Genomic DNA, 12,559 nt, shown 5'->3' with positions numbered 1-12,559 from the left:
GCCACGAAAACAACTGAGCCCCGGCGATATTCGCCGGGGCTCAGGTGCGGGAGAAACGGATCAGAACAGGCCCGCGAGCGAGGAGTCGCGCGACTGCAGGTCCGAGTTGCCGGTGTGCACGAGCTGAGCCGCACCCTGCAGGGTGGTGTTCAGCTGCACGATGTTCTGGTTCCACTGCGACTGCAGCTGCGAGAACGCGTCGTTCGCGTCACCCTGCCAGTGGTTGGTGACGAAGTCGGTGACCTGCTTGTGGAAGTCCTCCAGGTCGGACATCAGGTTGCGGGCGCGGCTGATGAACGCGTCGGCACCTGCGGCGACATCGCCGAAATTGGCTGAAATCCGCGAGGGATCGTTGGCGGCCATGGAATGCTCCTTTTGAACGTGGTGATCAGGAAGCCGGAACTTGGATACCGGGCAGGATCAGATGGCGGGCAGGTCCAGGCTGGAGTTCTGCTTGGAGATCTGCGCCTGGAACTCCTCGTCCTGCTTGGAGTAGCTGTCGGCGGTCTTCATCAGGCTCTCGACCGTGTTCGACAGCTTGTTGTTCATGGCCTGCGCCTGCTCGTAGTAGCGCTCCATGAACTGGTCGAAGGCCGAACGCGCCTGACCGCTCCAGCTGGCGGTGGTCTGTTCCTGATCCGCCTTGGTGGACTGGATGTGGGTGATCAGCTTCTGGTGCTGGTCCTCCATGTTCTTGGAGAACGTGTTCATCTGATCGACATTGGCTTCGAGCTTGCCAGCCACAGTGGTGCTCCTCTCGGGTCAACGAGTCGCGACGTTCGTCCGTCGCGATCGGTATGTCTTCTTGGACGTGCACGACGTCCGTTCGGTTCCATCCAACTTTGCCCCAGTATGAAGGGCACCCCCCAGGCGATGGAGCCGATCTGGTGTGCTCACGTCACGCGAGATGCACCTGTGTGGACGCTATCTCGCCAGTGCTGTCGGAGCAACCGGCTCTGATACCAGGGGCAGTCGAGGCGCCGCGGCCTCGAATCAGAACCCTCCTTTCCTCGCCTCCCGCAATGGAGCCCGACCGGACGGCCGGAGATGTGAACCCCGTCTCGTCGACGGAATTCGAGCTACAGGTACTTGGACGCAACATGCACCGATTCGGTTCCCCTTGCCCTGCTGCTGCGTTGAAGTGGGGCCGGAACGGCTGAAAGTACGGCTCCGCGTGATGGATTCGTCCGCTCGAGACACCCCTGCGGCGAGCATCGCGCATGCTGTGCGGCGTATGTTCTCCTTCCCCCGAGGTGCCGCTGTACCCAATTATCGGGCATGACTGCCGCTTTACCCTACCAATCGCGCGCCCCCGGGGCCACAGGTATGGGTCCGGTCCGGCCACTCACCGCGTACGGGACGAGTCGGTCCGGCGTCGTAGGGTAACGTCCGCCACATCGTCACGGGAGAAGTTGGTCGGGTAGCCGAAGTGTCCACGATGCGTTTCCACGTCGTCAATCTGCCGCATACGCAGACCACCCGGTCGTATTCGCCGTGTGCCTATACCCAGAAGGTGCGCCGATTCTGCGACATGATGTCCGGGCTCGGACACGAGGTGTTCCTGTACGCCTCGCAGGAGAACGAGGCCGCCTGCGCCGAACTGGTCACCATCGTGACCAAGGACGAACAGCGGGAATGGTTCGGCAACAACGATTTCTTCGACGGTCCGATCAACATCACCTGGGGTAAGAACGACGAACACTGGGTGATCACGAACGGCCGGGCCGCCGCGGCCATCGCCGAACGCGCGCAGCCGCGGGATTTCCTGTGCATCATCGGCGGCACCTGTCAGGAGGCGATCGGCGCCGCGCTGCCGCACCTGATGACGGTGGAATTCGGTATCGGTTACAGCGGGGTCTTCGCGAAATACCGGGTGTTCGAAAGTTATGCGTGGATGCATGCGGTACATGGCGCACATACGACACTGCCGGGAATCATGAGTGATCGCGGCCGATTCTTCGACGCGGTGATCCCGAATTACTTCGAGGCGCCGGAGTTCCCGTTCTCCGCGGAGAAGGACGACTACTACCTGTTCATCGGCCGGTTGATCGAGGCCAAGGGCTATCAGATCGCGGTGGACACCTGCCGCGCCCTCGATCGCAGACTGGTGATCGCCGGTGCCGGAACGCCACCGGAATTCGGCGAATACGTCGGCGTGGTGGATCCGGTGCGACGCGGTGAGCTGATGAGCCGTGCCCGAGCGGTTTTCGTGCCCTCGCTGTATCTGGAGCCGTTCGGCGGGGTGCACGTGGAGGCGATGCTGTGCGGGACGCCGGTCATCACCACCGATTGGGGTGCGTTCAGTGAGACCGTGCAGCAGGGCGTCACCGGATTCCGGTGCCGGTCGCTGCGACAGTTCTGCGCGGCCGCGGACGCGGTGGACGACCTGGACTATCAGGCGATCCGGGACTACGCGGTCGGGCGGTTCTCCACCGATGTGGTCGCGCAGCAGTACGAGGACTACTTCCGGCATCTGGAAACCCTGTGGGGCGACGGGTTCTACGCGTTGTGACCCGGCACCCGGGCCGTGCCCACCGGAGTCGAACTCACTGAATGTGCTTGCGCAACACCGGAATCAGCCGGCTCAACTCGGTCTTCTCCGAATCGCTTCCCCAGTTCCGCATGGCCGTGACCGCGATCGGATCGTCCAGCGGGATCACCGTCGCCTTGGACGTGCTCACCTCGTACGGCAGCCCGAGCAGCCCGCCGCCGCCCGCGGCCTTGTCGCTGCGCACCGCGAGGATGTAGCTGCCGTCCGCGGCGTTGAGGGTGTCGTAGTCGCTCATCGGTTTCGGCGAGGTCTGGGTGCCCTGTTTGGTGTAGTTCAGGTTGTAGACGAAGCCGAGCCCCTGCAGGAATTCGGTCTGCGGGGTGCCGCCCAGATAGATCGCGACCTTGTCGTCGTCGGTGATGTCGACCATGGTGATGGTCTTCCCGGCGAAGGCCGGATTCTGCTGTTTGGCCTCGGCCACCGAACTCGGCGCGGCGGCGGCGCTGGTCGTCGTGGTGGGTGTGGCCGGTTGATCGCCGCCCTGCGTGGCCCAGACCCCGATCCCCGCCGCGGCGGCCACCACGACGACGCCGACGATCGCCGGGATCAGCCACCTGCGGCGACCCGGCGGCTTGGCCAGCAGCGCGGACAGATCCGGCTCACCCGGACCGGAATTCCCCTGTGCGGTATAGGAACCCGACAGATTCGCGCGCGGATCGGTGGACGGCTGACCGGGCACCTGGATCGGGTAGGTCGGCGAGGTGGAGGTGCGGATCGGGTTGTATCCGGGCACCAGGGCCCCGGTGGCCGCATCGGTGAACTCGCGGCAGGTGTTGAACCGCTCGGCCGGATTCTTCGCCAGCACCCGCGCGAAGATCTGGTCCAGTGCCTCGGGCAGGCCGGGGTGCACGGCGGTCGCGCGCGGCGGCGGCTCGTACAGGTGGCCCATCATGACCATCGCCGGTTGCATTGCCGGATAAGGGTTCTGGCCGGTCAGCAGCTTGTAGAAGGCGCAGCCGAGACTGTAGATGTCGGCGCGGTGATCGACCGGATTGCCCTGGAGTTGTTCGGGTGAGGCGTAGGCGATGGTGGCCACGAAACTGCCGGTCTGGGTCAGCTCGTTCGGATCCTCGGTGGACTTCGCGACCCCGAAATCGGTGAGCAGCACCCGTTCCTCGTCGTCGCCGTCACCGGCGGACAGCAGGAAATTGGCCGGTTTCACGTCGCGGTGCAGCAGCCCGCGCCGGTGCGCGTAGTCCAGGCCCCGGCCGACCTCGGTGACGATGCGCAACGCCCGCAGCGGCGTCATGGCGTGCCGGTCGCGGGCCAGTTCGGCCGACGCGTCGGTGCCCTGCACGTACTGCATCGCGATCCAGAGTTGGCCGTCCTCCTCGCCGCGGTTGTAGACCGAGACGATATTCGGATGATCCAGTCCCGCAGCCAGATTCGCCTCGCGCTCGAAACGGCCGCGGAATTCGGCATTGGCCGAGAGTTCGGTGCTGAGCACCTTGATCGCGTCCATGCGTGGCAGGCTCGGATGTTTGCCCAGGTATACCGTGCCCATTCCGCCCGCGCCGAGCACCCGCTCGATTCGATACCCACCGACGATGGTGCCGGGACTCATCGCCATTTCTCACATACTCCTGGTCGATCGCGGGTGGTGCAGGTTCCGGTCGGGTCGTACTCTGGCGGAGCATACCCGGCCTCACCCGGGCACGGTCCGGCTACGGTTCCCATTGACTGTTGGCCAACAGGGCGTATTGCGCGGCGGCCCGCTGATGCGCGTCCAGCACCTGATCGGAATCCACGTAGCCGACATAATTGCGGTACGCGACCAGACAGGTGAAACGTTTGCGGTTCATGTAGACATCCGCATCCGTATCGTTCTGCACACAGGCCGAATCGGCGATCTTCGGCACGGCGGCGGTGGCGGTCGATCCGTGCGGGTCCGGAGTCAGCTTGTCGTGCACCGCTTTCAGCGCCGAGGCGGTGTCCTTGGTCCGGACCACCAGTGCGGCATCGGTTCTGGCGAATTTCTCGGCGTTCATCGCGGTGAAGACCTTCTTCGCCTCGGCGCGGAAGGGCATGTAGTGCAGGATGCCGCGCGTGCCGAACGCCGCGTTCTCGTCCTCGAAACCGATGGTGGCGAACTGATCCGGGTTCAGCGCGCGGCTGATCATGTACTCCGGATCCCAGTCCAGCCGCGCGGTGTCCTCGTCCGAGATCGGCTGGAGTTGATCCAGCACCGGGAACGCCGTGTCGTAGGTCTTCTCGACGAGGGTGGTGAGGTTCTGCGGATCGGCGGTCGGCGCGAAGGCCGCCACCGCGGCCACGTAGGAGCCGTGCGCCAGGAACGACCGCGCCACCGCGGTGCCCGGCCGCCAATTCGCGTGCGCGGCAGGATATTTGCCGATCGCGAGCGGTTGGTTCCTGGTGATTCCGATATCGGCGTTGGAGAAATCCGTGGCCGCGCGTCCGGCGGTGTCGGCGTCGGGGAACTGCATCACCATCAGATCGATCGAGGTGGCGTTCTTCTCCGACTGCGAGGGCCAGTCGCCGGAACTGAGGAAACCGTCGGTATCCGAGCCCACCGACTCGAAGCCGAAATACATGTTGTCGCGCTTGGCGACCGCGGTCATGGCGGCGTCGTTGCCGAACGGGCCGGGCAGGGTGCCGCTGGTGAACGTCGTCGAGCGCAACCCGAAGGTCAGGTGCGGGTCGATATCGGACGCGTTCACCACGTATTCGCTCAGTCGCAGGCCGCCGACCTGCGAGGCGTGCACCAGTCCCGGCGGGCTGTCCAGGTGGATGTCCAGCGGATCGACCGGGAAGGTGCCGATGTCCAGGGTGCGGACATCGATCTCACCCGGTGTCGCGGTGCCGTGTTCGGTGCCGCAGGAACTCAGCGCCGCCACGGCCGCGATACTGCCGAGCAGTGCGGCGCATTTGCGGGTGCGCGATGTCGTGGTCATTTCGCCCTCACCAGAATCGCGTACTGCGCCGAAATACGTTGCTGCGCATCGAGCAGCTGTTCGCCCCACGCCTGCGACGCATACCGTCCGTAGGCGACCGAGCAGTAGAAATGCACGGCCGCGGTCACCGGCCCGTGGTACTGGCGGCATTTCGCGATCGGCAGATTTCGGGGTGGCGGGGCGGATTTGAAATGTTTCGCCGGATCGCCGAGTTGATCGCGGACATCCTTCGCCGCGGCCGCGTCCCGGGCCCGGAACAGCGTATTGCCGTATTCGGCGTACAGATCCACGCCGTCGCGCTGATAGGTCTTCTGGTCGGCGATCGGATCGGTGGTCCAGCCCAGCGCGGCGTGCGCGTGGAACACCACCGGCGGATTCAGCCATTCACCCGACGCGGCCTTCGGGCGGACCATGGTGCGGCCGAGCATGCCCTCGATATCCATGGGTTTGTCGGACAGCTGGTCGACCGGCGTCGGGGTGAATTTCGCGAGCGCCGGGACGATCGTGTCCAGGCATTTGGTCACCATCGCGACCAGCGCGGGCAGATCGGTGTGTTTGAACCAGATCTTCGCCTGGTCGTACTCGGAGGTGAAGACGACCATCTTCCCGGTGGCGTACCAGCTGTTGATCGCCTGCGTATCGGGGGTCCAATGGGCGTGGGCGGCAGGGTATTTCGGGATCGGCACCGGTTGCTGACCGGGTTTGGCGAGGAAGTCGCGGTGTTCCAGCGCGGTGGCGGCGTCGGCGGCCTGCTTCTCGTCGGGGAACAGCAGCACCGCGTTGACCAGTTCGATACCGTCGTTGTTCCGGCTGCTCATCCCGTAACTGATGTAGCCGCCGATGAAATTGGGGGCATCCTCCGCGAAATGGCTGAAGTCGCCGAAATTGTGCAGCTGCGTGCCCTTGGGATCGTCGAAGACCAGGGTGCCGGAATTACCGCCGAAGGTCAGCGACGGATCGATGTCCATGGCCAGCGGCACGATGTCACCGAGACGTTCGGCCTCGAAATCGTGGGCCTGCAGGTCGTTCTTCGGCTTGCCCATCTCGTGCGGGGTGGCGTCGTACGGGCCGAAATCCAGGGTGTTCAGGTCGATGACGGGGTCCGCCGGGGTGGTGTCCGACCCGGTTCCGCAGCCCGCGACACACGCCGTGACCAGCAGCATCGCCGCTACGAAAACGTTCGTCCTGCGCATGAAACCCCTCCCGTGGGACCGGCCGCCGCGCGATGGCTCGGCCGCGGCCCGCCGGTAGTGTACACACGGGGGCCGGTGCCGATGCCAGTGATTTGCCGCCGCGTGCGAGCCCACTCACATGCTGTTCGCCAGCAGTGCGTAGGCGGCCGAGGCCTTCTGTTTCATATCCGACTGGTCGTTGCTGATGACCACCTCGACGTAGCGGCCGTGCGGGATGTAGCAGCGGAATTTCGCCGAATTCGAGTGCACGCTGGAGCTGCCCAGCTGGAGGCATTTCGCGCCCGGGAGAGCGTCCGGCGCGTCGGTCGGGCTGTAGGCCGAACCCGATGCCGAGACCAGGCCGCTGATCAGCCGCCCGCCCGCCGCCGCGTCCCGCACCCGCAGCACCGTGCTGGTGTCGGCGATGGCGACCGCGTCCAAGCCGGTGTCGGCGACCAGGCGCTGGCGGGTGGTCTCGTCCTCGGCGATGTTCAGGAAATCGTTGGGGCCGTAACTGGCGAAGCGGTCGCGGTCGGGGGTGTCCTTGTCGCGGTCGCGCATCACCGCGCGCCCGAGCAGCCCGTCCGGATCGACCGGGAGGCCGGAGAAGCCGTCCTTCGGGGTGGCCTGGAACTTGTCGAGTGCCGGGACCTGCGCGTCGAGCGCCTTCTGCACCCACGACGTCAGATCGTCCGCATCGGGTTTGGGCCGCTGGATGAACAGCGAGATCACGAAGTTCTTGTGCGCCAGGAACGCGCCGACATTGGAGATGCCGGGACGCCAGTGCACCAGCGCGTCAGGGTATTTCGACACCGACAGCTTCTTGTTCAGGTCGGGGGCGACGCCGAAGTCGGCGTCCTCGAGTTCCTGCGCGGTCCGCTTCGCGGTGTCGTCGTCGGCGAAACGCATCACGAAATTGGTGACCGAGGTGGTGTCGGAGGTGGAGATGGAGGTGCCCGGATCGTCGGACTTGTCCGCGCCGGAGGCGGTGTAGCCGGTGAGCAGGTTCTCCCGGTCCAGGATCGGCTTGGACACCGCGGCCAGCAGCCGGGTGGTCGCCTCGGTGTTGTTCAGCACGACGTGGCCGCCCTGCCCGACCTTCAGCGACGGATCGATCACGACCGCGGGCACCACCGCCCGGGACATCCGCATGCCCTCGACGAGCGCGCCCTGATCGGCGGCGGTCTGCCGAAAGCTGTGTTTGTCGACGGCGTAACTGCCGACATCCAGGGTGCGCACATCGATCTCGCCCGCGACCGGGGTGCCCTTCACCCCGCACCCGGCCAGCACCGCGACCGCGGTTGCCGCTGCGAATACGATCCCTGCGCGACGTGTTGTGTGAACCATCGGCCAGCCCCCGTATCTCCAGCAAATCTGTTCACAAATTACCGGACCGGTGGCCCTCACGGGAACAGTCCGCGTGCGGCGGTGTGGCGTGTCCGGGACGGGGCGTGGCGTGTCCGGGCGAGCGGCGTGGTGTGTGGGGACGAGCGGGTGTGGTGTGTGGAGTGTGGGGATGAGCGGGCGTGGTGTGTCGGGACGCGGGGTGTGGTGTGTGCGGGCGAGCGGCGTGGTGTGTCGGGACGCGGGGTGTGGCGTGTGGGGGACGAGGGTCATGGCGTGTGGGGGACGGGGCCGCCCCGTCCGGGAACCGAGGTTGATTCGTTGCTCTAACCTGGTGCGTGTGGTGACGACCGCGTACCCGGTTCGCAGAGGCCGATTCCATTGAGGGATCGGCAGGTCGAGGTTGTCCCGGGCAACCATGTCGTGGTTCGGGTGGCGGGTGCGCTCGTGCTGGTCGCCCATCGGGGGTCCGGTCCGGTCCGGGAGGAATCGGTCGCCATGCGGGTGGCCGAGGCGCTGTCCCAGTTGGTCTTCGAGGCGACCGAGCAGGCTCCCGGCGGGCCCGGCCGGTTGGTCGCGCGGGAGGCGACGACCTGGTTGATGCGCGACGCTGAGCAGATCAGCCCCGATATGCCGGTCGATCTGGGCATCCTGACCCAGTCCGAGACCGGTGGCATCGCGATCTTCCTGCACGGCGCGGTCACCGCGATGCTGGTCGACACCGACGATGTCGAGTACTTCCACGGCGAGGAGGCCGGGTTCGCGGTGGATCGGGTCGCGCCGACGCCCGCGCGTGCCGCCGCGATCTTCGTCGAGGAGCAGTCCGCCGACGATCCGGAACTGCCCGAGCGCGGTATCGGTGCGCTGGGCGAGGGCGTGGCGCAGGCGTCCGGTGCGGTCGTCTGGTTCGAGGGCCGGCGTTCGCGGGCACGTGATCGGGACGGCGAACCGGGCGGTCAGCGACGTTCCGTATCGACGGGATCGATGCCCTTCGCCGGTGAACCGCAAGCGTTTTCGGACCCGCGAACCGCCCCGCCGTCGGGCGTCGGTCCGAGCGACGACTCGGCGCCGCAGCTACCCGGTGTCGGGGTGGCGGCGGGCTTCGGCCCACCATCGTTGCCGGGTGGTGGGGCACCGGGCGACTTCGGTCCGTCACTGTTGCCAGGTACTGGGGTACCAGGCGACTTCGGCCCACCGCCACTGCCAGGCTCGGGCACGCCGGGAGATTTCAGCCCACCGCCGCTGCCGGGTACTGGGGCACCGGGCGACTACGGCCCACCGCCGCTGCCGGGTACCGACGTGCCGGGCGATTTCGGTCCGTCACCGTTGTCGAGTCCTGGGGTGCCGGGCGATTTCGGTCCGTCGCAGCTTCCGGGCTCGGGCACACCGGGGGATTTCGGTCCGCCGCCGCTGCCGAATGTTGCGCAGGTTGGTGAATACGACTCGGCACCATCGTCTTCGCCGCTGCCGAATACGGGAATCGACAACGCTCTGGTTCCGCCGCCGCTACCGGGTGGGGGCGGGAACTTCGCGCCGTCCTCGCCGACTCCGCCGCCGCTGCCCCTGGTCCCGCCGCCGAACACCGGGCCCGATATGGCTGCCCGGATGGCGCAGACGCAGTTGGGGCGGCCGAGTTCGGTACCGCCGCAAGCAGATCCGGAGCCGATGCCCGATCGTGGTGGGGCGCCAGGGGTGCGGGTGGTCGGATTCAAGTGTGCGCGGGCACATCCCAGTGATCCGCGCTCGGCGTTCTGCACCGTGTGCGGGATGCCGGTGGATCAGACGCAGCCGCCGTCCGACGTGGTGCGCCCGCCGCTGGGCGTACTCGTCCTGGATGACGGCAGCATGTTCACCGTGGCCGCCGACGCCGTGCTGGGCCGCGACCCGCAGCACTCCGAGGCTGCCCAGCGTGGGATGGTCCCGATCAAGCTCGAGGACAACTCCGGCGGCATGTCCCGCGCCCACGCCGAGATCCGGCTGGTCAACTGGGATGCCACCATCGTGGACCGCGGCTCCACCAACGGCACCCGCGCCCGCCTGCCCGGCTATCCGGACTGGATGCAACTGGTTCCCAACCAGCCCATGGCCATGCCCCACGGTACCGAGATCATGCTGGGCAACCGGGTGCTGCGCTACGACCCCGTTGCGATCCCGCCTTTCGGATAGCGCTGCCTCTCCCACCTCCGCTCTATCCGGACTGGATGCAGTTGGTCCCCGACCAGCCCATGGCCATGCCCCATGGCACCGAGATCATGCTGGGCAACCGCGTCCTGCGCTACGACCCCGTTGCGATCCCGCCTTTCGGATAACGCTGCCTCCTCGACCTCGACCTCGACCTCGACCTCGGCGGGTTGTCGGCGTGGTACGACGCCGACGAAACCGCTTCACGCGTAACGGGATTCGCAGGTCTGCTGGTTGCCCAGGACGCCCGCGCGGAAGGCGTCGACGCGGGAGAAGCCGCTGGGTACGGTGTTGCCCTGGATGTCGCTGGCGGCCAGACCGTCGGTGAGCAGGCCGGAGACGGCCTTGTCCAGATCGCCGGGGGACAGGGCGAGATCGCCGTTCGCGATGGTGCGGGTGGGGCTGGCCAGTTTCGCGGTGATCACGCCCGACAGGCAGGACGCGCGCAGCCCCGTCTTCGCACCCGACAGCCGCTGGTGCAGATTGTTCTGCACCGCGAGGGTGTACCGGGAAATGAACACGATGTAGGCGTTGTAGTCGCCGCCGATCTGGGTGGGGAAATCGGTCTGATCGGCGCTGTTGGCCTTGGCGCGGGCGGCCAGTGCGGGCACGTCCGTGCCGATCGTGTTGGTCGCCGGGCAGTAGGTGACCGGTTCGGTGTCCGAGGCGTCCGCGCAGCCGAGTTTCGCGCCGCGATAGTCGTAAGCGGGGGCGCTGGGCACCGGCATGATCGAGTTCATCGCCTTGGCCAGTTCGGCCAGATTGTGCTGCGTGATGGGCAGTTCGCCGTGATCGGCGTCGTTCCCGTAGGACTGCGGGAGATTCTTGCGACGCCGGGTGATGTCGTTCATATCGATGGCCTTGCAGCCCTTCGGACCGTCGGTGAAGCCGATCTGCACCGCGGTCACCCGCTCGAACGCCGAACCGTGCACCGAATCCGGATCGCTCGGATCGGCGTCGCGGATCGCGACCGTCGCCGCGAGCACCTTGTTCAGGCCGTCGGCGGTGTTGATCGTGAAATGTTTCGCCCCGCCCTCGGCCACGTGCCGCATGAACGCCCCGGCGAAGCAGTCGGCCTGCTGTTCCTTGACGATCGTCGGGGTCCGGCCGGTGACGAGTTCGGCCATGGTCTGCACGGCGTGGCCGTACTCGTGGGCCAGCACCATGACCACCGACATCTTGCCGAACGCCTTGGTCATCGTCGGCAGCAGCATGCCGCGATCCCAGCCGATGGAATTGTCCAGGCGGCAGTACGCGGCGTTCACCAGATGCCGGGTGGTCTGCTGGCAGAACTGGCTGTCCTGGGACTGCTGGGCATCCCAGGAGTAGAATTTCGGGACCGGGGTGAAGGCGCCGGAGAAATCCTTGGAATATTCGGCGCGCCAATAACTCTGGATGTCGTCGATGGCATTGAGCGCGAGCCTGTCGTACTCGTCGCCGACCGCGCCGACCGCGGTCAGGGTGCTGTCCGCGACGCCGCTGCGGGGTCCGCTGGGGCCGCTGGTGGTGGGCAGTCCGGCCACCTGGAACGGGTCCTCGTAGATCGAGACGGCCCGGCCGTCGACGGTCGAGGTGCAGCTCGTCAACGCCAGAACTGTCAGTAACAACGCGGAGACCACCGCCGTCTTCGGCCGTTTCGGCACCTGTACTTCCTCCCCTGGGCGGTCACGATTCAGTTACGGGTCCGCACACCCCGGGCCCGTGGGAAATGTGCTGCCCCGATGCACGGGCTTTCGCATAGTATCCGGCTCATGTCATCACCGGGGGCGCAGAAGATCACCGTGCGCCATGAGGGAATCGATCGGGGATTCGACGCGGGACAGCAGATCACCATCGGCCGTGCGCCGGAGGTGACGCTGTTCGTCGACAGCCCATTGGTTTCCCGTGTGCACGCGACACTCAGCTGGCAGGGCAGTACCTGGGTGCTGTCCGACAACGGCAGTACCAACGGCGTATTCGTGGATTCGCAGCGGGTCACGGGTCCGGTTCCGATCGGTCGTCCGACGCAGGTGCGGTTGGGTGACGCGGTCACCGGGCCGCTGTTGCAGCTGACACCGCAGGCGGGGTTGCATCCGCAGACGCCGCCGCAGCAGCCCGCGCCGCAGTGGCCGGGGCCGGGGCAATCCGGGGGACGTCCGGTCGCGCCGCTACCGCCACAGGGGGTGCCGCCGGTCCAGGGGCAGATGGCGCCGCCGCAGGGGGGACAGCTCCCGCCACAACGGCCGCAGATGCCGCCGCAGCCGCCCGCGCAGCAGCAGTATCCGGCCGCGCCCCCGCAACGGCCACCGGCCCCACCGTCACAAGGCATTCCGCAGCAGCGTCCGTCCGTGCCACCGCAAGCTCCGGGAATTCCGCCCCAGGCGCAGGGTACTCCGCCGCAGGCACCTGGGATTCCGCCG

At 66.8% G+C, this 12,559-nt stretch carries 9 protein-coding genes and 1 pseudogene; 3 read left to right on the top strand and 7 right to left on the bottom strand.

Going from position 1 to position 12,559, the window contains the following annotated elements; genetic code table 11:
- Positions 1 to 60: 60 nt before the first annotated feature.
- Positions 61 to 363 (bottom strand): WXG100 family type VII secretion target, encoded by a 303-nt coding sequence (locus NRB20_RS10560; protein ID WP_153409924.1) that lies wholly within the window; start codon positions 361 to 363, stop codon positions 61 to 63.
- A 57-nt stretch (positions 364 to 420) separates the two neighbouring features.
- Positions 421 to 744: a WXG100 family type VII secretion target gene (locus tag NRB20_RS10555; RefSeq protein WP_153409923.1), complete on the bottom strand. Its 324-nt coding sequence runs from the start codon at positions 742 to 744 to the stop codon at positions 421 to 423.
- Between the two features lie 694 nt (positions 745 to 1,438).
- On the opposite strand from NRB20_RS10555, the gene NRB20_RS10550 reads away from it, so the two are divergent.
- The gene (locus NRB20_RS10550) at positions 1,439 to 2,512 is read left to right on the top strand and encodes a glycosyltransferase (RefSeq protein WP_227833433.1); all 1,074 of its coding nucleotides are present in this window, start codon (positions 1,439 to 1,441) and stop codon (positions 2,510 to 2,512) included.
- A gap of 34 nt (positions 2,513 to 2,546) precedes the next feature.
- Here the strand turns inward: NRB20_RS10550 and NRB20_RS10545 are convergent, their stop codons facing one another.
- The 4 genes from NRB20_RS10545 to NRB20_RS10530 all read right to left on the bottom strand — a co-directional run bounded on the left by NRB20_RS10545 (position 2,547) and on the right by NRB20_RS10530 (position 7,982).
- Positions 2,547 to 4,121, bottom strand: a complete 1,575-nt coding sequence (locus NRB20_RS10545; protein ID WP_153409921.1) for a serine/threonine-protein kinase — start codon at positions 4,119 to 4,121, stop codon at positions 2,547 to 2,549.
- A 94-nt stretch (positions 4,122 to 4,215) separates the two neighbouring features.
- Entirely contained in the window at positions 4,216 to 5,463 is a 1,248-nt protein-coding gene (locus tag NRB20_RS10540; RefSeq protein ID WP_153409920.1) for a DUF7373 family lipoprotein, read from the bottom strand.
- A complete protein-coding gene (locus NRB20_RS10535) occupies positions 5,460 to 6,656 on the bottom strand; it encodes a DUF7373 family lipoprotein (RefSeq protein ID WP_153409919.1) in 1,197 nt (398 codons plus the stop codon). Before NRB20_RS10535 ends, NRB20_RS10540 begins: the two co-directional genes overlap by 4 nt.
- 114 nt (positions 6,657 to 6,770) lie before the next feature.
- Positions 6,771 to 7,982 (bottom strand): DUF7373 family lipoprotein, encoded by a 1,212-nt coding sequence (locus NRB20_RS10530; protein ID WP_153409918.1) that lies wholly within the window; start codon positions 7,980 to 7,982, stop codon positions 6,771 to 6,773.
- Between the two features lie 378 nt (positions 7,983 to 8,360).
- Here NRB20_RS10530 and NRB20_RS38000 point away from each other — a divergent pair, with 378 nt between their 5' ends.
- Positions 8,361 to 10,145 carry an FHA domain-containing protein gene (locus tag NRB20_RS38000; protein ID WP_227833408.1) on the top strand — a complete coding sequence of 595 codons (1,785 nt, stop codon included), beginning with the start codon at positions 8,361 to 8,363 and terminating at the stop codon, positions 10,143 to 10,145.
- 218 nt (positions 10,146 to 10,363) lie between these two features.
- Here NRB20_RS38000 and NRB20_RS10520 read toward each other — a convergent pair whose 3' ends face one another.
- Positions 10,364 to 11,803, bottom strand: a complete 1,440-nt coding sequence (locus NRB20_RS10520) for a neutral zinc metallopeptidase (protein ID WP_319944723.1) — start codon at positions 11,801 to 11,803, stop codon at positions 10,364 to 10,366.
- A gap of 78 nt (positions 11,804 to 11,881) precedes the next feature.
- On the opposite strand from NRB20_RS10520, the pseudogene NRB20_RS39760 reads away from it, so the two are divergent.
- Positions 11,882 to 12,169: pseudogene (locus NRB20_RS39760) on the top strand (FHA domain-containing protein); the annotation flags it as partial.
- Between the last annotated feature and the right edge of the window lie 390 nt (positions 12,170 to 12,559).

Origin of the sequence: Nocardia macrotermitis (genome assembly GCF_009604405.1) — a bacterium.
In the GTDB taxonomy this organism is placed as follows: Bacteria; Actinomycetota; Actinomycetes; order Mycobacteriales; family Mycobacteriaceae; genus Nocardia; species Nocardia macrotermitis.
This window is presented reverse-complemented; position numbering and strand designations above follow the sequence as displayed.